General features: G+C 42.1%; 22 protein-coding genes and 1 pseudogene. 14 read left to right on the top strand and 9 right to left on the bottom strand.

The features are described from left to right. The first annotated feature begins 183 nt into the window (after positions 1–183). Positions 184–1,119 (top strand): restriction endonuclease, encoded by a 936-nt coding sequence (locus FTT88_RS08840; protein ID WP_078191511.1) that lies wholly within the window; start codon positions 184–186, stop codon positions 1,117–1,119. 47 nt (positions 1,120–1,166) lie between these two features. On the opposite strand, the gene FTT88_RS08835 is transcribed toward FTT88_RS08840, so the two are convergent. Next, positions 1,167–2,501, bottom strand: a complete 1,335-nt coding sequence (locus FTT88_RS08835; protein WP_171262679.1) for a GGDEF domain-containing protein — start codon at positions 2,499–2,501, stop codon at positions 1,167–1,169. A gap of 144 nt (positions 2,502–2,645) precedes the next feature. After that, on the bottom strand, positions 2,646–3,821 hold the full coding sequence (locus FTT88_RS08830; RefSeq protein WP_180173874.1) for a GGDEF domain-containing protein: 1,176 nt from the start codon (positions 3,819–3,821) through the stop codon (positions 2,646–2,648). A gap of 392 nt (positions 3,822–4,213) precedes the next feature. On the opposite strand from FTT88_RS08830, the gene FTT88_RS08825 reads away from it, so the two are divergent. Together FTT88_RS08825 and FTT88_RS08820 are read left to right on the top strand one after the other, a co-directional pair. Beyond that, positions 4,214–5,161, top strand: a complete 948-nt coding sequence (locus FTT88_RS08825; RefSeq protein ID WP_078194052.1) for a pirin family protein — start codon at positions 4,214–4,216, stop codon at positions 5,159–5,161. A gap of 119 nt (positions 5,162–5,280) precedes the next feature. Then, positions 5,281–5,958, top strand: coding sequence for a glutathione S-transferase family protein (locus tag FTT88_RS08820; protein WP_180063309.1), 678 nt, complete (start codon positions 5,281–5,283; stop codon positions 5,956–5,958). Here the strand turns inward: FTT88_RS08820 and phoR are convergent. From phoR to FTT88_RS08805, 3 genes are all read right to left on the bottom strand, one after another. Beyond that, on the bottom strand, positions 5,955–7,313 hold the full coding sequence (phoR, locus tag FTT88_RS08815; protein ID WP_078191505.1) for a phosphate regulon sensor histidine kinase PhoR: 1,359 nt from the start codon (positions 7,311–7,313) through the stop codon (positions 5,955–5,957). The two genes, FTT88_RS08820 and phoR, sit on opposite strands and share 4 nt — an antisense overlap. A gap of 23 nt (positions 7,314–7,336) precedes the next feature. Further along, entirely contained in the window at positions 7,337–8,047 is a 711-nt protein-coding gene (phoB, locus tag FTT88_RS08810) for a phosphate regulon transcriptional regulator PhoB (RefSeq protein WP_078191504.1), read from the bottom strand. 229 nt (positions 8,048–8,276) lie between these two features. After that, positions 8,277–8,960, bottom strand: coding sequence for a TetR/AcrR family transcriptional regulator (locus FTT88_RS08805; protein WP_180105963.1), 684 nt, complete (start codon positions 8,958–8,960; stop codon positions 8,277–8,279). Between the two features lie 224 nt (positions 8,961–9,184). Here FTT88_RS08805 and FTT88_RS08800 point away from each other — a divergent pair, with 224 nt between their 5' ends. From FTT88_RS08800 to FTT88_RS08760, 9 genes are all read left to right on the top strand, one after another. Then, positions 9,185–10,015, top strand: coding sequence for an SDR family oxidoreductase (locus FTT88_RS08800; RefSeq protein WP_180173873.1), 831 nt, complete (start codon positions 9,185–9,187; stop codon positions 10,013–10,015). Positions 10,016–10,552: 537 nt separating this feature from the next. Continuing rightward, positions 10,553–12,034: a carbohydrate porin gene (locus FTT88_RS08795; RefSeq protein WP_180105965.1), complete on the top strand. Its 1,482-nt coding sequence runs from the start codon at positions 10,553–10,555 to the stop codon at positions 12,032–12,034. A 33-nt stretch (positions 12,035–12,067) separates the two neighbouring features. Further along, positions 12,068–13,123, top strand: a complete 1,056-nt coding sequence (locus FTT88_RS08790) for an ABC transporter substrate-binding protein (protein WP_180105966.1) — start codon at positions 12,068–12,070, stop codon at positions 13,121–13,123. Between the two features lie 9 nt (positions 13,124–13,132). After that, positions 13,133–14,386 (top strand): MFS transporter, encoded by a 1,254-nt coding sequence (locus tag FTT88_RS08785; RefSeq protein WP_180105967.1) that lies wholly within the window; start codon positions 13,133–13,135, stop codon positions 14,384–14,386. After that, on the top strand, positions 14,383–15,231 hold the full coding sequence (locus FTT88_RS08780) for an ABC transporter permease (RefSeq protein ID WP_180105968.1): 849 nt from the start codon (positions 14,383–14,385) through the stop codon (positions 15,229–15,231). The genes FTT88_RS08785 and FTT88_RS08780 overlap by 4 nt, the downstream gene beginning before the upstream one ends. Continuing rightward, positions 15,228–16,022 carry an ABC transporter permease gene (locus FTT88_RS08775; RefSeq protein WP_180105969.1) on the top strand — a complete coding sequence of 265 codons (795 nt, stop codon included), beginning with the start codon at positions 15,228–15,230 and terminating at the stop codon, positions 16,020–16,022. Before FTT88_RS08780 ends, FTT88_RS08775 begins: the two co-directional genes overlap by 4 nt. 12 nt (positions 16,023–16,034) lie before the next feature. Continuing rightward, positions 16,035–17,090 carry an ABC transporter substrate-binding protein gene (locus FTT88_RS08770; protein WP_257222539.1) on the top strand — a complete coding sequence of 352 codons (1,056 nt, stop codon included), beginning with the start codon at positions 16,035–16,037 and terminating at the stop codon, positions 17,088–17,090. Positions 17,091–17,092: 2 nt separating this feature from the next. Beyond that, entirely contained in the window at positions 17,093–17,926 is an 834-nt protein-coding gene (locus FTT88_RS08765) for an ABC transporter ATP-binding protein (protein ID WP_180059670.1), read from the top strand. Positions 17,927–17,946: 20 nt separating this feature from the next. Then, positions 17,947–18,777, top strand: coding sequence for an ABC transporter permease (locus FTT88_RS08760; RefSeq protein WP_168378818.1), 831 nt, complete (start codon positions 17,947–17,949; stop codon positions 18,775–18,777). A 172-nt stretch (positions 18,778–18,949) separates the two neighbouring features. Here FTT88_RS08760 and FTT88_RS08755 read toward each other — a convergent pair whose 3' ends face one another. Next, on the bottom strand, positions 18,950–20,044 hold the full coding sequence (locus FTT88_RS08755; RefSeq protein ID WP_180173872.1) for a sigma-54-dependent Fis family transcriptional regulator: 1,095 nt from the start codon (positions 20,042–20,044) through the stop codon (positions 18,950–18,952). Positions 20,045–20,274: 230 nt separating this feature from the next. On the opposite strand from FTT88_RS08755, the gene FTT88_RS08750 reads away from it, so the two are divergent. Both FTT88_RS08750 and FTT88_RS08745 read left to right on the top strand, forming a co-directional pair. Then, positions 20,275–20,490: a molybdopterin-binding protein gene (locus FTT88_RS08750; protein ID WP_067765474.1), complete on the top strand. Its 216-nt coding sequence runs from the start codon at positions 20,275–20,277 to the stop codon at positions 20,488–20,490. Positions 20,491–20,535: 45 nt separating this feature from the next. Continuing rightward, positions 20,536–21,360, top strand: coding sequence for an ABC transporter ATP-binding protein (locus FTT88_RS08745; protein WP_078191493.1), 825 nt, complete (start codon positions 20,536–20,538; stop codon positions 21,358–21,360). A gap of 163 nt (positions 21,361–21,523) precedes the next feature. Here FTT88_RS08745 and FTT88_RS08740 read toward each other — a convergent pair whose 3' ends face one another. The 3 genes and pseudogenes from FTT88_RS08740 to FTT88_RS08730 form a co-directional block, all read right to left on the bottom strand. After that, positions 21,524–22,888 (bottom strand): LLM class flavin-dependent oxidoreductase, encoded by a 1,365-nt coding sequence (locus FTT88_RS08740; RefSeq protein ID WP_180173871.1) that lies wholly within the window; start codon positions 22,886–22,888, stop codon positions 21,524–21,526. A gap of 252 nt (positions 22,889–23,140) precedes the next feature. Further along, positions 23,141–24,508 carry an MATE family efflux transporter gene (locus FTT88_RS08735; protein WP_180173870.1) on the bottom strand — a complete coding sequence of 456 codons (1,368 nt, stop codon included), beginning with the start codon at positions 24,506–24,508 and terminating at the stop codon, positions 23,141–23,143. 147 nt (positions 24,509–24,655) lie between these two features. Beyond that, positions 24,656–25,747 (bottom strand): annotated as a pseudogene (locus tag FTT88_RS08730) (methionine aminotransferase); the annotation flags it as partial. Between the last annotated feature and the right edge of the window lie 125 nt (positions 25,748–25,872).

Below are 25,872 nucleotides of genomic sequence, written 5' to 3'. Positions count from 1 at the left end.
CAAGAGCTATGCTCGCGGCAGTTTTGGATTTCAAGAAACAACGTTTCTTGCCTAAATTACGGCAAAGGCTATGCCTGTGGCTATTTAGGGAAACCTAAATATTTCTAATAAAAAAAGGACGCTTCAGCGTCCTTTTTTTTGTTTATAATTATGAAAAATACTATTTTAAAAAGAGCAAGTTAAATGTCATTGCCTACATACGATCAGTTGATGCTTCCATTAATGAAACTTTTAGCAGAACAAAAAGAGGCAATAAAATTAAGTTCTGCCACAAAAATTTTAGCTGAAAGATCTGGGTTATCTGAAGCTGATTTAAATTTAAGGCTATCTAGTGGTACAAAAACAGTATTTTATGATCGTGTTGGCTGGGCGAAAACATATTTGGTTAAAGCAGGTTTGATACAACAACCATCACGTGGTCTTTGCGAATTAAGTACTTTAGGTTGGTCTATTGATTTGTCCAGCTTATCCAATATAACTAATCAGTATTTGATGCAGTTTGAAGGGTTTTCTGATTATAAAATTGGTTCTAACCATAATAAAAATATTCAAAATCTAGTTCTAATAGAAGAGCATGCTACATCTATTCAAACAGAACATTTGACGCCTGCAGAAATAATCGAACAATCATCAAAGGAGCTTAATCAAACAATTAAAGATGAGCTATTAAATAAAATTAAAAGTAATTCACCCAAATTCTTTGAGCAATTAGTTGTCGATTTGTTGGTAATAATGGGTTATGGCGGTTCACATCAAGACGCAGCCCAAGCAATAGGTAAAACCAGTGATGGTGGCATTGACGGTATTATCAGTGAAGATCGTTTAGGTTTAGATAAAATATATATTCAAGCTAAACGTTGGGAAAATACGGTGGGGCGCCCTGACATTCAACAGTTTAAGGGAGCTTTGGCTGATCAAGTGGCGAAAAAGGGCGTATTTATTACTACTTCTTGTTTTAGTAAAGAAGCAATTGAGTCAGCAAAGAAATCAGGCATTGTTTTAATTGATGGTGACAAGCTTACATCTCTCATGATTGAATTTGGCTTGGGTATTCAAATTGAAAGAAGTTTCCATATTTATAAAATAGATCAAGACCGTTTTGATGAAGATAGTTTTTAAATAAACTTAAAGGACGCTTCAGCGTCCTTTTTTTATATCTCAACATTCTATTTATAAACAATTGACCAACTACTATCGCTTTCATTATTCGGTTCAGCTTTGGGCTTTGCTTTATGGGTAAAGCTTTGCCAAGACTTTGTCGATTTACGTTCGGGTTTCATGCTTGAATCATAGCGCTCTACACGGTTACGGCCATTTTCTTTTGCCTGATACAGCGCAATATCAGCTTGCTTAATCAGTTCAGTTAAATTTTGTTTATGTGATTTAAGCTGTGAAACACCAATGGAAACGGTAAATTGGATCGGGTGATTTGCGACATTCAGCAAAGATTGATTTTGAAGCGTTAAACGAATACGTTCTGCGATTAACATTGCATCCTGTATTTGCGTTTCAGACAGCAGCACAATAAATTCTTCACCACCAAAACGAGCCAAGACATCTTTTTGGCGCATTTCTTTGCGGGTGGTTTCAGCGATACATTGCAGTACCTGATCACCAACATCATGCCCGTAATTATCATTAATATGTTTAAAATGATCGACATCAAACATCAATAAGCAAGTACTTGCAGGCGTTGGCCATTCATGGATGCGATGCTCAGCCAACTGAACAAACTGACGACGGTTATATAACTGGGTGAGCTCATCTGTATGCGCTAGATTTTTCAGCGTATGCATATTCCAGTCGTCAAGTAGGGTACGTAAAAAATGACGACGTGCATTGAGTGTATTGTTCCAACTCATATGCAGGCTGATCATCCAAACAGGAATAGACACCACCACAAAAATCAGTGCTTCTTGCCATGATAAAAGCTGACTCACCGCAAAATATACCAATAGCGAAATGAGGCCCGAACAATACAAGGCGGGCTTAAATTGTGTTTGTACGCAGACATTGGCAATCAAGATAAAGATCGCTGCACCATAGATATAGGACGAGACCATTGGGCTATTTGAAGCCAGTAATAAGCCAATCCAAATCGCGGTGCTACAGACTGTCCCAATCGGTAAGATCATGTCGAGCACACGAATATCTTTTTTGTATTTAAACAGATAGAAGCTGACCAATAGGGCAGCAATAATCATGGCCACTCGAGAAAGACCTGACCAAAAGAACATGTCAGGGATAATAAAAATGTCAGCAAAAAAATAAAGAAGAAACGTAATCTGCGCCATATAGTTCACTTGACGTAAATAAGGTAACTGATGGGCATACTGATGTTGTAGAAAATAGTTTCTAAACTGCGTAGGAATACGTGCAAAAGGATCTGCAATGGCTTGTTCAATCTCGGCACGATTGGCAAGATCACACTCAGAAAGTTTCAAAGTATGAGTATGATTTTTACGAACTTCCTGAGCAGACGAATTAGTCCGAGAACTCATTCGTACATCAACAGACATGTCCCTTCTCCATAAATGGCTTAGGACAAATTATGAACAAAAAACACACAAAAATATCTACCTGAAACTAGGGATTTTTCGAATGAATGATAAAAAATCGTCTGATGAATGTTACAAAATATATTATTAACTTGCTGTTTTATAAGTTGAAATTTGATTGCGTCCTGCAGATTTTGCTTGATAAAGTGCCTGGTCGGCCATGCGAATGACACTTTGTAAATCTCGGTTCTTTTGACCAAATTCGGCAACACCAATTGAAACGGTAAATTTAAGTTTTTGTAGTGTATCAAGTTCTAAATAATCATCGGCTATTGCCCGTCGTAGGCGTTCGGCAATATCTTGAGCCTGACGCAGGTGTGTCTGCGGTAAAAGAATAATAAATTCTTCACCGCCGAAGCGGGCAATGATGTCTTGGCTACGTAAGGTATGTCGGCACGTTTCTGCAATTTGTTGTAAAACATGGTCACCAATATAGTGTCCAAACTGATCATTAATATTTTTAAATTTGTCGACATCAAAAATCAGTAATGAAAGTGCCTGCAACAGTTTGGACTGATGATGAATATGATAATTGGCAAGTTGAATAAATTGACGCCGATTGTTTAAGCCAGTCAGCACATCGGTATGCGCCATAATATTGAGCGCTTCACGGTTCAACTGATCGAGTTTACTGTGTAAAAAAACAATTCTGGATTTTTGTGTTGAATTCCAACTGATATACAAACTAAATAACAACACGGGAGAATAGATCAAGATAAACAGTTGCAGTTGATGGATATCGCCAGAAACGGCGAAATACACCCCAATCAGCAAGATTAGACTGATACACAGAGAAATGAGCACAGCAGCTTTAAAGCGGATTTGTACACATAAATTGGCTAGTACAATAAAAACCAAAGATGCATATAAATAGATCGGCACATCGGGACTATTGGATAAATTGAGTAGACTAAACCACAGCGCAGAAGCACCAACGATCGATAGGGGAAGCATCAAGTCGAAGAGTAAAATGCTCTTACTATATGTATAAATGCCCCATGTGATGCCCATCATCAGTAAGGTATAGGCCGTTTTTAAGCCTATCGCGAGCAAACCCACATCGGGCAACATAAACCAATCCGCGATGGCATAAGAGAGATAGGCCAATTGAGCCACGATGTTGACTTGCAAAAAGAATTTAAAAAGTTGACGACGATGGTAGTGGAAAAATTCTTGACGAAATTGAGCAGGAACGCGAACAAAGGTTCCTTTCAAGGCTTTTTGGATCAGTGCACGTGATTCTTTCTTATACTCATTGATCATGCAAGATTACCGACAGGTGAGCATGGTTTGTATGTAAATTTATGTAACTAAAATAATCTATATTATTCTTATTTAAAATTAAACACGTTATTTCAATGATTTGTGAATTATTTGGTATTGTTTGGTTAAAAGTGAGTGTTAATTTGTGTTACTTAGATTTACATTTCACGTGATTTTAACAAGTAATTTTGCATTGGGTTTGTCTAAAGAAGCATCGATAACTGTTATGCTATATGTCATATTAGGCAACAAAAAAACGATTGTCCTATCTCTGTGATTCAGCGTATTAATGACAGCTGAAGAAGATTGAGTTAATGCAGATATAATGGAAAAAAATGCATAGGTCTAGCCGATAGTCCTTGCATCGGCTTAGCCAAATTTAGGGTAAGAATATGACCAATACCAATTACACAGAAATATCTCATTCCGACGATTGTGAAAAATACGTCAATCAGTTCATTCAAGAATTTCCACTGCGCCGTGCTGAAATTGGTCAAGGCACAGTGATAAAACGTGCTTTACCGAGTCGGCATAAACGGATGATTGGTGCATGGTGTTTCCTTGACCATGCCGGTCCAGTGCATTTTCCTCAAGGTGATGGCTTAGATGTTGGGCCGCATCCACATATTGGTTTGCAAACATTTACATGGATGATTGATGGCACCATGATGCATACCGACAGTTTGGGCACACATCAGTTAATTCAGCCCAAACAAGTCAATCTCATGACAGCGGGTTATGGTATTTCGCATACTGAGGTTGCTCCAGAGTCTGAAACACAAATGCATGCTGCGCAGCTTTGGATTGCATTGCCAGATGACAAAATCAATATGGCGCCCCAGTTTGACCATTACCCAGAATTGCCTGTGGTGACACAAGACGGGATTGAATTGACGGTCTTGGTCGGTGAATTTTTACAGACTAAATCGCCGGTAAAAGTACATAGTGAATTATTGGGTGTCGATCTGCGTAGTTCGGAAAGTCAAAGTACCGTCTTGCCGCTCAATCCAAAATTTGAATATGGCTTTATGGCCCTCGAAGGGACTGCCAGTATCAATGGTCACGAGCTAAATGAAGACAATATGGTGGTACTTGAGCCGGGCTTAACCCAAGTCAAAATTGACCTACATGCAGGTGGCCGTGTTTTATTATTAGGAGGTGAACCTTTTGAATCACCGATTCTGCTGTGGTGGAATTTTGTGGGGCGCACACAAGAAGAATTGAATATTGCCCGTGAGCAGTGGATTAATCAGGACGAACGCTTTGGCTCTATTCCAGACTATGATGGTCCACGACTAGAAGCACCGGCTTTCCCTGATAAAATGCGTCCATCACGTTAACTTAAAAATAAAAATGAACAGCCGTACCTGTGGTGAAAATGGTGCGGCATAACCATGAGGGAGTCATTATGGGTATCGTCGCAACGGCAACAGTAAACACCTTAATAGGAGATGAACCCATGCGGGTGCTACATCATCTAGAAAAATCTCGTTCATTTCGTATTTTATGGGCAATGCAGGAATTAGGACTGGATTATCAGGTTCAGTTTTATCTGCGCCAGCCAAATTTGTCTGCTCCCCCTGAGCTTAAAGCCATCCATCCTTTAGGGAAGTCGCCCATATTGCAGGATGATGGACTGGTCTTGGTAGAATCTGCAGCGATCTTGGAGTATTTACAAGAGAAGTATGATCGGCATGATTTTTTTGCAGCCAAGGCGGAACATTCAAAACAACAATATCGCTTTTGGATGCATTATGCCGAAGGTTCTCTAATGCCGTTGTTGGTGATGCAGTTGGTCATGAGCAATGTGCCACGACATGTACCTTGGGTCATCAAACCCGTAGCTAATCGCATTTGTGATGGGGTCAAAAAAGGTTTTGTACGACCTCGCTTAAAAGAAAATATCGAGTTTTTAGAAAACCATTTAGCGGAAAATGAATATTTTGCGGGACCGTTTAGCTTTGCGGATATTCAGATGACGTTTCCATTAGAAGCCGTCATGACCCGAACGCAAGGGCGATATCCACAAATTCAGGCTTTCTTACAACGGATGCAACAGCGTCCTGCATATCGCCGTGCCAAACAACAAGAACAACAGTTGGAAGCACAGCAAGACCGGCGGGATGATTCTGCTTAGCTCACGTGATACAAGCGTTCTTTAGGGAAGACCACCTTAAACAGTGAGCCACGATTTTCTTTGGACTCAATTTCAAGGTGTGCCTGATGTTGCATTAAAACGTGTTTTACAATGGCAAGACCTAAACCTGTGCCCCCCGTTTGGCGGCTACGGGCGCTGTCCACACGATAAAAACGTTCCGTCAAACGGGGTAAGTGTTTCGGGTCAATCCCGATACCGGTATCTTCAACAGTAAAATAACCATGCGTACCATCATCATGCCATCCAATGGTCACAGTACCGCCTTTGGGGGTGTATTTAATCGCATTGGTGATGAGGTTGCTAAAGGCACTCGCCAATTCCATATCTGATCCGATCAGGTCACAGTGACTATCAATCTCGAGATTCAGTGTATGTCCATAATCCACATTGTAAGCATGTGCATCGTCATATAGTTGGTTCATTAGGCTGGGCATTTCAATGATTTGATTTTTAGCAACTTTTTTATCATTTTCCAGACGAGATAATAATAACAAGTCATTAACCAAAGCATTCATACGGCGGGTTTGAGACTGCATTTGATCGAATGCGCGTTTCCAGCGTGGATTTAAATCTTCCTGATCGGTAAAGGTTTCGATATAACCACTTAAAACCGTGAGCGGTGTGCGTAGCTCATGTGAAATATTATCGACAAAGTCTTTACGCATCTGCTCAAGGTTATGCATACGTGTGACGTCATAGGCCACCAGTAATCGACTTTCGCGACCAAAACGGGTCAATTTCACTTGCACATAATGGTCTTCAAGTACCGATGATTTCATTTTCAAACCATCGGGTGCTAAATCGATATTGGTAAAGTATTCGATAAAACTGGGCTGTCTTAAAATACTTAAAATATTGCGCCCTTGATCGAGCTGTTGAATCCCCAAAAGCTTTTCTGCGGCAGGGTTCCACCATTCGATTTGGTGTAATTCATCAATCAATACCACCGCTTCAGCAAGTGCCACCAAGGAAGATTGAGCGCGGTCAATTAGGCCGACCATTTCAGCTTGTACGATGCGTTCTTGGCGCTGCGCACGGTATACATTAAAGAGCAAAGCCCCCCAAATGCCGTCTAAATTCGGCGGGACATCATAGGGACGGTTTGAAATCCATTCGTTGACCAAGTACAGTGAACGCATTTGCAATGCAAAGAACACTGCAAAGGCAATTAAGATGCAGATCCATAAGTACCCGATACCAAAGCCGATGAGTGCAGCAATGAGCAGGAAAAATGCCAGCAGTCTTAAATCCTGCTTGGCAAAAGTCCATAAACTGCTGTAACGGAATTTTTTATGTTCACTGGCAAGTTCAGGGACGGGATACGGTTCGTACATAGAAAATTAAAGACCTAAAATGACTAACCCATCACAGCGTCTGCACGGGTAGAGAAACGGTAACCTGTGCCACGAACAGTTTGCACATAACGATCGGCTTGGAAAGGTTCAAGAACTTTACGCAAACGACGAATATGAACGTCAATGGTACGGTCCTCAATATACACGTTTCCACCCCAAACCTGATCTAATAATTGAGCACGGGTATAGGCACGTTCAGGATGAGTCATGAAAAAGGCCAGTAGACGATATTCAGTTGGTCCCATATCTAAAATGGTGTTGCCAAAGCTGACACGTTGGCTGACTGGATCGAGGATTAAGCCATTGGCATCAATGGTTTTTTCACCACCCAATGCATTTGAGCGACGTAGCACCGCTTTAATGCGTGACACCAACTCACGGGTGGAAAAGGGTTTGGTCATGTAGTCATCTGCGCCCGCGTCTAGACCTTGAACTTTATGGTCTTCTTCACCGCGCGCAGTGAGCATGATGACTGGAATCTCTGACAAATTTTCATCGCGTTTTAAACGACGACATAGGTCTACACCACTCACGCCACCAGGCATCATCCAATCCAATAAAACCAGTGCAGGACGCTGATCCACAATCATTTGGTGCGCTTGTTTGGCATCTTCAGCTTGCTGACATTGAAAACCAGCCATATCCAGTGAAGTATGGATCATTTCCCGAATCGGGAGTTCGTCGTCGACGATTAAAATATAGTCATCTTTCACAGCGCAATACCCTATTTTATGTAAACGGTAGACCGTTTTATATTTATGACAGGCTTATTACAAAGATTAATTATGACAGTATCATTGCAAAAATGATCTTTCATTGGGGTTTAGAAAGAAATTGTGACAATTTAAATCCTGAAATATTCAACAACATGGGCTTTGCATCATGTTGTTGTCACAAAAAAATCATTCAAAAAATTGTAAAGATCAGTGTTGAGCTCAGAATTTATTTCCTGGGTTTTTCAGAAAAAGCATCCAACAAGGCCAAAAAGACCACGCTACATGACGATAAAACTTCGTCAATCGGTTGTTTATAACCACTCATGACCCAGCGAATCGCGATTTGGGTGACATAACCATTGAGACCTGTTGCGACCATTGAAATTTCGCGTTCTGAACGATCAATATTCGGCATCATGAGCATGACAAAGGCATGAATCATACGGTCAAAGCGCATCATGGTTTCATTAATCGTGGCTTGGTTATGTAGCTCTTGTACCAACATGGCATCGATGTAAATGATGCGCGCCATACGTGGATTATTTTTTAAGGTTAACAGTAAGGCGGTTAAACCCGCTTCAATCATTTTTTTAGAATCGGTTGATGCTTGCATGATGGCTTGCATCACGTTTTGTTGCAGTTCATCGATTAATTTTAAAAAAATGGTTTGGAACAGTTGCTCACTTTTCTTAAATGATTCATAAAAATAGCGTTCGGTCAGCTTGGCTTCCAAACAAATATCTTTCACAGTCACTGAAAAAAAGCCATGTGTACCATAGGCTTCTATACCGGCTTCAATCAGTTTTTCACGTCGCGCTTGCTTACGTTCACTGAGAGAAAGCCCTTTAAATTGACGTTCCTTCACATTTTTTGCCTGTTGTTGTTCTGTGTGATTTGTTGCATCTGTCATGAAAATATACGCTGAACTAAAGCAGAATTTTATCTTATTTTAGCAATAATTTCAGTTTAAACCTATGTTTAAGCATTGGCGATTTCAACAGCTTAGCACGTCCTAAGATGACATTGACAATATGTATTGTCAAAACTATATTAAGTCGACGAACTGCACACATTGGCAAATGAGATCACGCTGTGATAAAGCCAAGCGGCAGCATAAAGGAATAAGGAATCACAATGAAAAACTTCAAAAATAAAGTGGCTGCCATTACAGGTGCAGGTTCAGGTATTGGTCAGCAATTGGCAGTGCTTTTGGCGAAACAAGGCTGCCATCTGTCTTTAAGCGATGTGAATGAACAGGGTCTTGCGGCAACCGTAGACTTAGTGAAAGCCAGCAATGTACGTGTAACCACGCAAAAACTCGATGTGTCAGACCTTGCGGCAATGAAAGCATGGGCAGCACAGACCGTTAAAGATCATGGTTCGGTGAATATGATTTTTAACAATGCGGGTGTGGCATTGGGTACGACCGTTGAAGGGGCAAGCTACGAAGAACTGGAGTGGATTGTCAATATTAACTTCTGGGGTGTGGTTTATGGCACCAAAGAATTTTTACCGTATATCAAGCAAAGTGGTGAAGGCCATATCATCAATATTTCCAGCTTGTTTGGTCTAACTGCACAGCCAACACAGTCGGCATATAATGCCACTAAATTTGCAGTACGTGGCTTTACCGAATCTTTACGCCAAGAATTGGATATTGAAAACTGTGGCGTGAGTGCGCTATGTGTACATCCGGGCGGGATTCGTACCAATATTGCCAATGCCGCAAAAATGAATGACAGCTTGAAAAGTTTAGGCATGAACCCACAAAAATCGGCACAGTCGTTTAATAAATTCTTGCGTTGTCCACCTGAAGAAGCGGCTCGTCAAATCATTGAAGCAGTACAAAAAGATAAGCGCCGTTTATTGATTGGTAATGATGCAAAAGTGATTGATTTAATTCAACGTTTGCTACCGACGGGTTATCAAAAATTAACTGCCATGGCGACTAAATTTGGTCAATAAGCGGTAATTAAAATCAATTGAAAAGAGCCCACGTCAGTGGGTTTTTTTATGCCCGAAGGAAAGCCCAAGGCGTATTTATTATTTCATAAAATGAGATATAAAAATGGAGATATCTGATGATTTGAAATAAGCAACTGTTGAATAACCAACAGTTTTTAGGTGTTAAAACCAACAGGATTTATCGGGTTTAAATAATAAAACTTTAAAAAATAATAACTTAAAATGTTGGCACAGTTGTTGCCATATTAGAGTGAACAAAACTCACCACTGTATGGAACATTTATGAGTACTTTTACGCATCGATATCTTTCTGCTTTTCGTGTCCTGCAACAGGCATGTTGTTGTGCTATGACACTCGCGATGATGCGCGCTTAAATTCTAAAAGCTGTCTTCGAGTTTCGGTCGTGCATAAGTTGAATAAAACCTACGACCACTCAGATTAATTTTAAAAAAACCCACGCAGTACATTCACTTCATGCACCTTGCATGGGGTTGGGGGATTTTGCGCTTTGGGAAAAATGTTAGTGAAACCAAATCATGAAAAAAACCACATTAACCGTTGCGGTCGGACTGATTTTATCCGCAACCAGTCAGCTGAGTTTTGCTTCGGATGAAGCACTTCAGCAAGAACTGAGCAGCTTAAAACAACAAATTGAGAGTTTGCAAAAACGCTTAAATGCAGTGGAATCTGGTACGACGAAAAGCCAAGTCGTCGAAACGGCCACTGTGACGACAGAAGATACGAGCAACGCCGCTGATGTTGAAGGTGAAACGCAGGTTGCAGAAGTGACCACAGCAACATCCGAAGATATCGACGGCTTACGTGCAGATATTGAAAACTATAAGTACGATCAGTCACGTCAATATGAACGTCAAACCACCAAATCGACCCGTGACACAACCCTGTATGGCACGGTTCAACTACGTGCCAGTGCGCTCGATGAAATGGGTGTCTTAGGTGCAACCAAATCGACATTTGATATTGGGACTGCGCTGATCGGTGTACGCGGGAATTTATTCCGTGATTATAACGAAGGCAAAAACCTCGACTATCAATTGTCCTTTGGTTATGGCAAACGCAATGATGGCACCAATAACAGTAACTTTAACTTACTAGATGCCTTTGTTCGCTATAACGCTTTTGCCACCAATGCGGGCCCTGAAACTGCCAAACTCAACTTTACACTCGGTCAGCAGTTATTGCCCTTTGGTCTAGATGTGCAGTCTCCTGAAGATTTGCGTCCGACCATTAGTACCGCTGCAGCTTCGACCTTTTTAGGACTGTTTAATCGTCAAAATGGATTTATCGTCCGTGGGGATGCCCAACCTTTTGTCGACTTTGCATCGAACTACCGTGCGCCGCTGTTTGAGTATGCCTTAGGGGTGACCAATGGGAACGCCAGTAATAAGGCAGATGACAACAACGGCAAAGATTATATCGGTCGTGTGGCTTTTACCTTGCCAGTGGACTACGCCAGCATTTTCCGTGAGTTGAAGTTTGGGGCCTCTTATATCAAAGGTGAATCGAAAATTTCAGCCGGCGGAATCACTGATGATGCTGCAAAACGTGATCGTTTGGGTTTCGATATTTATTATAACCATGCCCCATTTGGCGTGACCTATGAATATCTGCAAGGCAAGACCGATTATGTTGATACCGTAGCCCAAGACATCAAAGAAGCCAAAGCGGAAGGGCATACTTTTACCGCTTTCTACACCTTGGGTGATCAGTTCTACAACAGTATTAAATCCAACGCCAAATTTGATGATTTCTGGCCGAAGTCAGTCCAAGGTTATTACCGTTTTGACCGCTATAACCCGAATAAAAACAACGCAAGCTATCTCGATACCGCGAGCGGTCGTATTGGTGAATATGACATTCACTCTTTGGGTTTAAACCTATTTTTTGCGCAAACCACAAAATTCCAATTACAGCTGAATCACTATCTGTTTGATGTCGAAACGGCAAATCAAAAAGACACCAATGAGCTGCAAGCTCAGGTTCAGTACACCTTTTAATTCAAATATTTAAACCATTAAGGAACATTTAAAATGAAAATTATCTCTAAAAAAATCGCAGCCACATTCTTGGCACTTTCAGCACTTGGTTTAAGCGTTCAATTGCATGCTACCAATCCCAAAGAAATTCGTATTTCTGTATCAGGCGCGGGTGAGGGGGGTAAACCCAAAGTGGGCGGTAGTTTTGTAGCTACAGCACATTTACGAGGTGTGCTCGAACAAGAATTTAAAAAAGATGGCATTAAGGTGAATTGGCTGTTCTTCCCAGGAGCAGGCCCTGCAACCAATGAAGCTTTAGCCAATGGCAAAGTTGACTTTGCATTGCATGGCGATTTGCCCTCATTGGTTGGACGTTCGACGGGATTAAAAACCAAAGTGTTGTTTTCAACAGGGCGTTTTGGCCCAACTTATGTGGTGGTGCCTGCCGGCTCTAATGCCAAATCCTTTGCAGATCTCAAAGGCAAAAAATTCTCCGTCTTTAAAGGCACCAATGGTCAGATCGTCTTTAACCGTGTATTAGCAAAATACAATTTAACTGAGCGCGATTTACGAGTGATTTCGCAAGATGCCTATTCGGCGCGTACCGCGTTAGCGACAGGTGATATTGATGCCACGATTACTTCACCGTTTAGTTTGCAAGCGCGTGGTGTGGCGAAAACATTACTAGAAATTAAAGATCCCAAAGTTGCGCCGATTGCGCACTTTTGGGTGACAGAAAGTTTTGAAAAACAATATCCAGAGGTAGTGCAACGTGTCGTGACGACACTGATTAAACAAGCGCAGTGGAGTTCTCAAGAAGCTAATCGTAGTGCGCAATATAAACTTTGGGCACAAAGTGGCATTCCGTTGGTGGATTATCAAAAAACGTGGGATGGCTGGAATTTAAAGGACCGTACTACACCGCTACTCGATGAATTCCACCGTTCACAAATTGATAGTGCTTTAAAAATTGCCAAAGACGCTCGCTTAATACGTCGTGATGTCGATACCAAAACATGGTATGAGCCTAAGTATCTAAATAATGCCTTGAAAGAGCTGAAGTTAGAGGGTTACTGGCGCCAATTTAATGCTCAAGGTCAACCGAAGTAAGTCGCAGCCATGAGTCGTCCGATTGAAAGCAATGTAATTGCCAGTCCATTAACCACCAAATTTATGAGCAGTTTTGTGCTGCTCACGATTTTGGCTGGACTGGGTGTAGGTGTCGCACGAGTTTTAATTTCCTTGTATGCCGTGCATTTAGAAGCCACCGAATTGCAATTGGGGTTAATTTCTGCAGCGCAAAATTTTGGCATTTTGATCATGGCATTGCCGATTGGCGCGTTGGTACAGCGCTTTGGATCTTTGAAAATATTCTGCATCGGCAGTGTGTTGGGTGCTGTGGTCTATAGCTTAACGCCACTCAAAGCAGGTGCATGGTATCTCTTTGCGGTGACTGCCTTGGTGAGTTTTGTCTTACCTATGCGTTTTGTTTCGATCAATACCGTTTTTCTAAGCAATTTAAAGCGTTTAGGTCCAGCCCGTGCGGGGTGGTTTCGTGGTTCGCACATGATGGGCTATTTCCTGATTGCACCTGCGCTGAGTGTGTTGTTGATCGAGCATTTCGGCTATGGAGGAAGTTTTTATGTGGTGTCTTTGCTTTTTTTAGGCACCTTGCTGTTGGCTCCGTGGTGCTTTCAACGTAGCACTCAGCAAGTGACGAATCGCCCGCATTTTCAATGGCGGGATATTGTGGCGCCTTTGGCACTCATCAAAACCCATGCCTCACTGCGGATTGTTTGCATATTGGAATTTTTGAGCAGCGTGGCAAATAACTACTTTGGCTTTTTCATTGTCGTGATCGCTATCCAAAGTTTTGCACTTTCAGAGCCGATGGCAGTGATGCTGCTGACCGTACAAGGCATTGTCTTTGTGGGTTCGCTATTTAGCATGGGCGGTTTGGCTGAGCTGATGGGTTATCAAAAGTTTTATTTAATTGGCTTAAGCCTGATGGCAACGGCATTACTGATTTTAGCCTTAAGCAAAATCACGCTGTTGATGTGGCCTGCTTCGGTCATGTTTGGACTTGGACTCGGTATGTTGCATATCGCCAATTTTATGTCTTTCGCCCGAGTCGGTGAGCAAACTGCGATGGCTAAGATTTCTCCAATTTTAGCCCTCGTCGGACCTTCGGGTGGGCTGTTGGGTGGCTTGATAGGCGCCGTATTTGGCGCACAGGTTGGACTACAAAATTTATTTTTACCGATCGGGCTGGTGTTTATTGGTCTGATTATTTTGATCAGCAAAGATCAGGAATTTATTCAATTTTTAAAACCTGATGTCTCAGAACAGAGCGTAAAAGGACAAGAATTATGAGCCTTACGGATGTATCTGCACATTCGGTTCCCTTGCAAAGTGACCGAAGTGCGTTGGATTTTTTTAAGACCTATTTAAAACTAACTTTGCAAGTGGCGTGTGGACTCCTGATGCCAGTTTTGTTGTTCGGTCTATGGTATGTGGCAACACTTAAACAGTGGTTGCCTGAGCAGATTTTACCTGCACCGAGTCTGGTGTGGCAAAGCACAGTCGAATTATGGCAAAGCGGTGAATTGAGTTTTCATTTTGCCATCAGTGCCAAACGTATTTTATGGAGTGTCTTGCTTGGTGCCAGTGTCGGGATTTTGCTTGGTACTGTGTTGGGATTAGCAAAGCGTAGTCGGGACTTTATTTTTCCGACGGTGAATCTTGTTGCGCAATTTCCCATAGTTGGCTGGATTCCATTATTGATGATTTTCTTAGGCATCGATGAGGCTTTGAAGATTGCCGCTATTTCATTGGCTGTGTTACCACCGCTGTTGATTGCAACCTATAAGGGCATTACTCATGTGCCGAATAGTTTGATGGAAGTGGCAGAGGTTTACCAATACAGCAATTGGCAGAAACTCAAAGAAGTGATTTTCCCAGCTGCACTACCCAGTGTGATCAGTGGTTTACGTCAAGGCATTATCCAGGCGTGGTTGGCATTGGTTTTTGTCGAATTATTAGCGAGTAGTGAAGGAATTGGTTATCTCATGGTGTGGGGACGTCAGCTAATGCAGATGGACTTGATCTTCATGGCGATCATCATGATTGGTATTACGGGCTATGTCTTAGATACCTTGCTGGCTTGGTTAGAAAAAACGGCACGCTTTCACGCAACCCGAGTAGGAGGCAACCCATGAGCATCCTTTCATTAAACGCGGCAGCGCGCCAAGTCTTAGTTAAAACAGCAAAAGCACTCGTTCTACCTGTGGCATTTATCGCACTGTGGGCTGTGGCTTCACAGCAAAACTGGGTCGATCCAAAGTTGATTCCTAGTCCATGGCTCGTGCTGCAAAAAGCTGTGATCGTGCTTCAACAACCGAGCTTTTTGACAGGCTTTGCCGAAAGTTTGGCACGTAATTTTATTGGCTATGGCATAGGTGCGATAGCAGGTGTGTTGTTTGGGATCTTGATCGCGAGTTCACGCCTTTCGAATTGGTTATTTGCACCGAGCTTTCATGTATTGCGTCAAATTTCGCTGTTTGCATGGTTGCCACTAATTTCGACCTTTTTAGGTGAGGGACACGGCGCCAAAGTGCTGTTTATTACCTTATCGGTGTTTTATCCCGTGGCGCTACACACCTTTGAAGGTGTGAGCAGTATTTCGCATAAATATCGTGAAGTGGCCGAAGTCTATCAATTTCCCAAGGCCTACGCGTTTCGTAAATTGATTTTGCCCGGCGCTTCGGCTCAGATTTTTGTCGGTTTACAACTTGGGCTGATTTTCGCATGGCTTGCCACTATTGGCTCTGAATTTTTATTGGCGAACTATGGCAATGGTCTGGGCAATATCGTGATTCAAGGGCGTCAGGCTTTTGATGTCGAACTGATTATTTTTGGCATGTTGCTGATTGGTGCTGTGGGCGTGTTGCTCAATACGGTACTGACTTGGGTTGAACGTAAAGTTTTAGCTTGGCAGCAGGTTGGATAGGAGAACATAACAATGAAAAAAATGACAATCCATAACATTCCTCAACTCTGGCGTAGCCTATTTTTAGCTGCCTTGGTCGGTGGCACAGCCTTGGTGGGTTGCAGCACGCAGCAAGTGGATGAACCTCAGCAAATGGCTTTAAAAGAACTCCGATATCAAAGCTATCCGGGACTGGTGTCTTTGCCTGAGTTGGCACAAGACTTGGGCTATTTAGGCGACATTAAACTCAGTTATGTCGGCACAGTACAAGGTGGGCCACAAGATTTACTCACCTTGGTGGCAGGAGATGTTGATTTCGCTGGAGCCTTTAATGGCGCTGTGGTGAAAGTTATTGCCGCGGGTCTAGATGTGGTCCCAGTCGTCGCATCTTATGGCAGTGATGCTGAACAAAACGTGGGTTTCTATGTGCTAGAAAATAGTCCTATACGTGGCCCACGAGACTTTATTGGCAAGAAAGTCGCAGTGAATGCCTACGGGGCACATTATGACTTTGTGGTGAAAGACTATTTGGCTCGTCATGGCTTAACTGACGATGAAATCCGACAAGTTGAGCTGATTATGTTGCCACCAGTGAGCTCAGAACAAGCTCTACGGAATGGTCAAATTGATATTGCGGTGTTCTCAGGCATTTTGGAAAAACGGGCCTTAAAACATGGTGGTGTACGTAGCATCTTTAAAGATATTGATTTATACGGGCCCTTTACCGCAGGCAGTTTTTCGATGCGTGGAGAGTTTATTCAAGCGCATCCTGAGTTGGCTCGTACTTTTGTCAGTGGCGTGGCCAAAGCTCAGGAATGGCTACACAACACGCCGAAAGAGCAAATCATTGCCCGTATGGAAAGCATTATTGAAAAACGTCAACGCAATGAAAATACAGCACTGATTCCATATTACACAGGCACAGGTGTCCACGAAGTGGGTGGTGTGCAAAAAGATCAGGATTTTGCCCCATGGGTGAGTGCCTTAGAAAAAGAACACAAATTAAAACCAAATCAAATTGAGGTCAGTCGCATCTATAGCAATGAATTTAATCCCTATGCGAACGACCAAAAATCAAAAGGAATATAACAATGACCAGTGCATTACATTTAGATCACGTGCGTAAGGTATTTCCTGCACAAAACCATGTCGGCAGTAAAAACTATAAGCCTGAATTTGTTGCCGTAGAAAATGTCACTTTGGATATTCAGCCGGGTGAATTTGTTTCAATCGTGGGGCCAAGTGGCTGCGGAAAATCTACATTATTAGACTTAATTGCGGGTTTAACCAAACCTTCGGCAGGGCAGATTTTACTGAGTGGCAAGCAGATTACTCAACCGGGTTTAGACCGTGGCATTGTGTTCCAGCAATATGCGCTCTATCCATGGTTAACCGCACTGGAAAATATTGAATTTGGTCTAGAAGCCAAAGGCGTAGCAAAAAAAGAACGCCGTGAAAAAGCCGAATACTATTTGCAGCTTGTAGGCTTAAGTGGCTTTGAAAAGCATTATCCAAATGAGCTTTCCGGCGGGATGAAGCAGCGGGTTGCGATTGCCCGAAGTTTGGCTTATGAACCAGAAATTTTATTAATGGATGAGCCCTTTGCTGCCTTGGATGCGCAAACCCGAGAAACCTTGCAAGCCGAGTTGATCAATATCTGGAAAAGCTCGAAAAAAACCATCGTTTTTATTACTCACAGTATTGATGAAGCGATTTATCTGAGTCAGCGTGTGGCGATTATGACATCAAGACCGGGGCGGATTAAGGAAGTGATTGAAATTCCGCAAAGCCTGCGCAGTTCTAGTGAAGATGTCCGTTCATTGCCTGAATATGGCCGAATTCGCCACAAAATTTGGTCATTGCTCAGTGAAGAAGTGATAAAAGCGCAAGCCTTCGAAAAACATAAACAGCTTGCACATAACTAAAATATTCAGAGGATTTATTTATGTCATCGACTAAACAAGCCATCAGTTATACGCAAACCTATAACGACATTAAACCCCGACTACAGTTCACATGGTTAAACACGGTCTTTAAACGCACCATTGCCATCGTGGCTTTTTTCCTGCTGTGGGAGATTCTGCCGCGTAGTGGTGTGGTCAATCCAGCCTTTTTGCCGCCGTTATCTGTGGTGTTGGAAACCACATGGCAGCTATATCAAAGCGGGCAATTAGGCATCCATTTCTTGGCCAGTATAAAGCGTTCCATTATTGGTTTCATTTTGGCCCTAGCGATCGCCATTCCTTTGGGTCTCATCATTGGTTGGTACAAGCTCGTGGCTGAAACCTTAAATCCATTGTTAGAACTGTTTCGTAATACCACAGCACTGGCGTTAATGCCGTTGTTCATCTTATTTTTAGGCATTGGTGAAACCTCAAAAATCAGTTTGTTGGTGTATGCATGCACATGGCCGATTTTATTGAACACCATTACAGGCGTACAAACAGTCGATCCTTTACTGATTAAATCGGCACGAACCATGGGCTTAAAACCCTATCAATTGTTCCGAAAAGTGATTCTACCTGCATCCGTACCCACGATTTTTGTCGGTATCCGTCTAGCAGGGGCGATTTCGATTTTGGCCTTAGTGGCAGTAGAAATGTTTGGTGCCAAAGCAGGTCTGGGGTATCTGATTATTTATTCGCAGTTCAGCTTTGAAATTCCACAAATGTTTGTGGGGATTTTAGTCATTACTCTTGTAGGCTTATCCTTTAACTACTTCTTGATTGGTCTAGAGAAATACTTCACAGCGTGGAAACGTAACCCCGTGGAATAATCTAGACGAAATAGAAAAATAAAAAAACCTCGGGATATACCGAGGTTTTTTTATTGCTGATTTTTTATATTTAAAATAATGCAATGAATAAAAAATAATGTGGATGAATATTTATTTATCATTTTTGTATGGATTATTATTTTAATGTGGAGAAAATAAAAATATGACTTATTTATAATAAGCCATATTTCATCAGGCGAGTACGAATCACGTTGCGTGTCACTCCAAGCAAACGAGCCGTATGCACTTGATTGTATTGACAGTGCTGATATGCACTTCGGATAAATTTTTCTTCAATCAGCTCATTAATATTGTCTTGCTTAAGTTGATTTGCGGCTTGAAAAATTTGTAAAAAGGTCTGCTCAAGTAACTGTCCAGCATCTTGAATGTCCTTGATATTGGCTACAGCCGAGGTGGCATTTTGTAAGTTAAAGGGTTCTGCACGTGAAAATGACGATGCGCTTTGAATACTCGAAAAACTAATATCTTCCGGTTCAATCACACCTTTTTCACTGACTAAAATCGCATGTTGAATGGTATTTTCTAATTCGCGAATATTGCCCGGCCAACTATGTAAACTGAGTTTTTTGAGAGCCAGTTGGCTGAGGCGTAATGGTGTGTCATGTGGGTTGGTTTGATAGACCTGAATGAAGTGTTTGACCAAAGGCAAAATGTCGCCACGACGCTCTGCGAGACGTGGAATGCGTAACAACGCCACATGTAAGCGGTAGAATAAATCTTCCCTGAAACGCCCGTCTTGTACGGCATGCTCTAAATCGACATTGGTTGCGGCTATGATCCGAACATTAATCGGAATGGATTTGAGGGAGCCGACTCGAACAATCTCTCTTTCTTGTAAAACACGGAGTAATTTGACTTGCATTGGTAAGGACAGATCACCAATTTCATCTAAAAATAAGGTGCCATTATGGGCTGCCTCAAACCAACCGACACGGCTATTAATTGCCCCTGTAAACGCTCCTTTTTCATGTCCAAATAGTTCGCTTTCGACCAAGGATTCGGTAAAGGCACCACAGTTGACCGCGATAAAAGGACCTTTGGCACGATGGCTCAGTTGGTGGATTTGGCGTGCAACCAACTCTTTCCCTGTGCCTGTGTCACCAATGATGAGTGCATTGGCCTCACTCGGCGCAATTTGTTCAATTCGAGACAACAACGCTTGCGATAACGGGTCTGCAAAGACAGTCGCTGTTGCCCGTTTATGTTTCAGTGCAGAGGGCACTGCAGGGTGGGTCAAAATAGACATATCGTTTCTTATAGTTGTTGAAAATGCAGATCATGATGAAAGATTTAAAAATAAAAGATAAATAATAATTCGATATTTAAATATCAGTTTCACCGATAAATTCATGTATGGATTATTTATCTGATTTTAAGATAAATAAAATCGGGATAACTAAAGGATAAATCAAGATATAGCAAGTGATTGAACTGTTTTATAGTAAAGCTCTCTTAATAACAAAAGGCATAATTAAAATGGCGATTACTTCAGTAAATGTGCGAAACCAATTCAAAGGCGTGATTAATGAAATCGTAGAGGGTCCTGTGGTTTCAGAAATTGATGTGGAAACCAAAGCGGGCTTTTTTACGTCCGTGATCACGACGCGTTCGGTGAAGGATTTAGACTTAAAAGTAGGTTCAGAGGTAGTGGTGTTAATTAAATCGACGGAAGTGTCACTGGCTAAACTCTAAGGTTTAGTCCAGCAAAGTTTGTCAGCACAAATAGAGAATAATGATATGAGCGTAGAACAAGCTGGTTCGGTTTCTATTCAGCAGCTAACGAAACATTATCCCACACAAAAGCAAGAAGACTTAACCGTACTTGAGGACATTAACCTGAATATTCAGCCGGGTGAGTTCATCAGTATTGTGGGAAGTAGTGGCTGCGGAAAATCCACACTATTACGGTTATTGGTTGGTCTAGAGCGTCAGTTTCAGGGCCAAATTTTGGTTGATGGTCAGCCTATACAGGGCACGAGTTTGGAACGCGGCATCGTGTTTCAAGATCATCGCCTGTTTCCATGGTTGACGGTACGGGAAAATGTACGGATTGCCTTGCATAAAAGTCAGTTTAGCCGTGCAGAAGAAGATGTATTGATTGATGAACATTTAGAGTTGGTCAAATTAACCCAATTTAAAGATGCTTATCCTTCGCAGTTGTCTGGTGGGATGAATCAGCGTGTGGCGATTGCCCGTAGTTTGGTGAATCGACCACAGATTTTACTGCTCGATGAACCCTTTGGTGCACTCGATGCATTGACCCGTCAAAATCTACAGGATGAATTGCAGCGAATTTGGCAAAGTGAAAAAATCACCATGATTATTGTCACCCATGATGTCGAAGAGGCGGTATTTTTGGGTGATCGGGTTGTGGTCATGCAGCCACATCCGGGACGAATTAAACGTATTGTAGATATTCATTTAGCCCATCCGCGTAAACGCGAAGATGTCCGTTTGACCAATATTAAAAATGACATTTTGACTGACTTTAGTGATCCAGTAAAAGATCAGTTGCTTGAACCTTTATCTCACCGATTTGCCGATTATAAATTTGCATGGTAAGTCTGGATTGACCATCTCATAGACAATGTAAAAGCCCCGAATTCAGGGCTTTTTTAGGCTTATCAAATATAGTCAGTATGATCATCGTTTAAGCTAGATCAATTTCAGTCCATAAAAATGCCCCAGTTGGGGCATTTGTTTTTCAGTTTTATCAAGCGTTGGTTTATGAGGCTTGGGAGGTATGTCTTTTTTCTAAAACATATTGGTTTTCAGGTCGTTTTAAACCTAAGTTTTCTCGTAAGGTCTTGCCTTCATAAGCCGTTCGGAATAGACAGCGACGTTGTAGTTCAGGAACGATGAGATCGACAAAATCATTTAACCCCGCAGGTGTTGTTGGCGGTAGGACATTAAAACCATCGGCAGCGTCATTCTCAAACCATTCCTGCAGTTGGTCTACGACTTGTTCAGGCGTGCCGATCAAGGTCCAATGTCCACGGGCTGAAGCGATATATTGATAGAGCTGACGAATACTAAAATTGTGCTTCCGGGCAATATCAATCATCATCTGCTGACGACTGGAGAAATTAATGTCTGCATCTTCTATTTTCGGGAAAGGGGCATCTAGATCAAATTTGGCCAGATTAATGCCACCTGCCAAAGCAGACAATAAACTTAAACCCACTTCTGGGTGAATTAAACTATTTAAAAAGTCATATTTTTCTTGGGCTTCTTGTGCTGTCTTGGCAACAAAAATCGAAACCCCGGGCATAATTTTGAGATCATCTGCATGGCGGCCATATTTCACTAAGCGGTTTTTGACATCACGATAAAAGGCTTGCGCATCTGCTAAGTTCTGCTGTGCTGTAAAAATCACTTCGGCATATTTACCGGCTAGTTCACGACCATCTTCAGATTGCCCAGCTTGAACAATCACCGGATAGCCTTGCGGTGGGCGAGAGACGTTGAGAGCACCCAGTACCTGATAGTATTGGCCCTGATGATTGGGCTGATGTTGTTTTCGGGCATCAAAAAATTGCCCAGTTTCTTTGTTGTAATGGAAGGTATCATCCTCCCATGAGTCCCAAAGTTTTTGAGTCACCTCAATAAATTCATCGGCACGTTCGTAACGCTCTTTGGGTTCAGGGTGCTGCTGAATGTTAAAGTTTTTTGCGGCATCGGCAGAGGCTGTCGTTACTACATTCCACGCAGCACGACCTTTAGAAATATGATCTAAAGAAGCGAATTTTCGCGCCAAAATGTAGGGGTCTTCATAAGTCGTGGATGCTGTAGCAATAAAGCCTATATTTTGCGTCACAGCCGACAGTGCAGCAAACAATGTAACAGGTTCAAAGCCGACGCCTTTATCGCCCAAACCTTTCTCACCTTCGACAGCAGAACTCCAACGGACAGACAGACCATCGGCAAGAAAGTAAGCATCGAATAAACCACGTTCTGCGGTTTTTGCCAGTTCAATTGCATAATCAATATTGAGATGATCTTGTGGGCGAGATTCAGGATGACGCCAACCTGCGACATGCTGTGAGGTAGTTGGAATAAAAGCCCCAAGCTTTATTTGACGTTTAGACATAAAAATTTCTCATCCCAATTATTCTTAAAAGATAAAAGGGATAAGAACAAAATCTATGCCAAACCGTAATTATTTGAAAATAAGAGGGTTTTAATTTTAATTGGTTCTAAGTGTAGATAAATCAACAGGATATAAAGCCATGTGTTGAAAAATAAACAGCAGTTTAACGGCAAACTTTATGCATGGATCAGTACAAGATTTTCCATATGTAAACTTAAAGCGTGTATTGGCATTGAACGCTATTAGCAAACTTTATAGCAATACTTTGATGGCTTTTCGTCTCCATACCAATTGGTAATACAGCCCTTGTAAAATACATAAGCTGACAAAGGCCAAAGAATAGGCATACCAAATGCCTTTTAAGCCCCACCATTCACTGAATAGGTAGGCACACGGCACTTCAATGCAAATAATCGCCATAATATTAATAATCATCGGCACGGTCACCGTTCCGCTGGCCCGCATAATGGAAGCAAAAATAGCACTGGCACCAAAAAATAAAATCGACCAAAGCACAATGAACAGTAATTCTTGACCGAGAACCACAACTTCAGGATCTGTAATAAACAGCGCCATTAAATATTTAGAGAATAAATAGCCCAATGCCACCAAGATGCCAGTAATTATGAAATTCATCCCGATGGCCGTACGTTTCACGCGATTAATTAATTCAGAATGACCCGAACCGATGGCTTGTGCTGCAAAAATAGAAGCCGCAATCGCGATGGACAAGGCCGGAAATTGGATATAGTTCAAAACCTGATTGACCGCGCCATATGCAGCAGTAGCATCAGCCCCATGGCGGTTAACTAAACCGACAATGACGAGACCGGCCACAGAGGTCGTGACCATCTGAATACCCGTTGGAATCCCCAGTCTTAAGATAATTTTACTAAGATCATGTTGATGGCGAATATGACGAATCAACTCGAAGTCGAGTTTGAGCGGGTGATCTTTCTTTTTTAAGTAGAAATATAAAAATACCAAGGCAATTAAAAAGCCAATATGACTGGCAATGGCAGGGGCAATAATACCTAAACTTGGAAATCCAAATTTTCCTGCAATCAGTACTGGTGTAATGATCAGCCCTGAACCAATGGTCATACCCGATGCAATCAGCGGTGTTGTACTGTCACCGACCCCACGCAAAATCGAGGTATAAATAATATAAATAAAGAGCAGTGGGCTACCGGCAAGCATCCATTGCACATAAGGCAAAGATAAATGCATCACGTCAGGGGCTGTGCCTAAGGCCAATAAAATGGGCTTGGCAAATATCACCCCTAAACAGGCAATGATGCTGCCACCAATCAAGGTCATAAACAGCGTGGAACCCACGACGGTACGAACTTTTTCAAGATTCTGCGCGCCCCAAGCTTGCCCTACCAACACGGTTGCACCTGCCGAGAGTCCAATCACAAAAGCCATTAAACAGAACAAGATCGGGAAAAATACCGCAACCGCTGCAATGGCATGCACCCCAAGCATCTGACCGACAAAAACGGTGTTAATGGTCCCAGATAAATTTTGCAAAATATTGGTGGCGATCAAAGGCACCAGAAAAACTAAAAACGTTTTCCATAAATTTTGCTGAGTAACGAGGGACTGTTGTTTTGACATGCTCAGGTCCTAGACACGGCTTTTTATGATTTTAAGTTACTGATAACACTATCATGTTGGCATTCAAAAAAGCCTTAGTTTTTGAGTAACCAAGGCTTCATTATTTCTACATGTCTGTTTTAAAAAAACGTTTTGGCAGATACTGCTTTAAACTGTGGAGAGAATCTCTGCAGCTCGATCTAAGGTGGCATCTTGTTTGGCAAAACAGAAACGTAATAATCGTAAATTTTCAGGCGGTTTTTGATAGAACACTGAGACAGGAATCGCCACGATTTTATGTTGTTCTGCCAACAACTGACACATTTCCACATCGCTTAAATTTGGGCGTATGGCACTGTAATCAAGGTTTTGGAAATAGGTACCTGCCGATGGAATCAACTCAAATCTAGAGTGGCTTAAGCCCGCATTGAAACGGTCACGTTTAGCTTGGTAAAAATCGGCCAATTCAGCAATGTGCTCAGGATGTTCTGCCATAAAGTTAGCCAATGCCATTTGTACGGGCGTAACTCCACAGAAATTGGCAAATTGATAGATTTGGCGAAACACTTGCATCAAGGCTGGCGCTGCAATGCAATAACCGGTTTTCCAACCTGTGACGTGAAAGGTTTTACCAAATGAGCCCACGACAAAACTACGTTCACGCAGCTCAGGAAATGACAAAGCAGATAGATGCTGACGACCATCAAAAATTAAATGCTCATAGACCTCATCCGACAGCACAATAATATTTTTATCTTGAATCAGTTCGATCAAGTTGAGCCAGTCCTCACGATCCCAAATAGCACCTGTTGGATTATGCGGTGTATTGACAATAATTATTCGGGTTTTATGGTTAATTGCAGCGGCAACACGATTCCAATCCACAGTAAAATGGGGCGTCTCTAAGGCAATATGAATGGGATGAGCCCCAACCAATTTTACACTGGGCGCATAACTGTCATAGCTCGGGTCAAAAATAATCACTTCGTCACCCGCATGAACCACAGCTTGAATGGCACTAAAAATACCAATGGTTGCACCCGGGGTAATGGTGACTTCGGTGTGAGGGTCAATATTTAATTGGTCACGTTGGGCAAACAGTTGGACCAATTGCTCACGCAAATGCATCAGTCCATCGCCGGGTGCATATTGGTTAAAACCCTGTTGCGTCGCATCACTTAGCGCATTTAACAGTGCTGGAGGTGCAGGAAAATCAGGAAAACCTTGAGATAAGTTCAGTGCATTTAGACGCTGCGCCATTAGATCTCTTTCATAAATCAAAAAACGATCTTCTTTTTGGTTAATATTTGCACTCCGGATTTCTTAGCATTCGTGCATAATCTGCGGATGAAATACATCGATTCAAACAAGCTTTCTGATCCTCA

The organism is Acinetobacter sp. YH01024, assembly GCF_013420195.1.
Lineage (GTDB): Bacteria > Pseudomonadota > Gammaproteobacteria > Pseudomonadales > Moraxellaceae > Acinetobacter > Acinetobacter amyesii.
The sequence above is the reverse complement of the archived record's forward strand: the minus strand, read 5'-3'. Positions and strand labels throughout refer to the sequence as shown.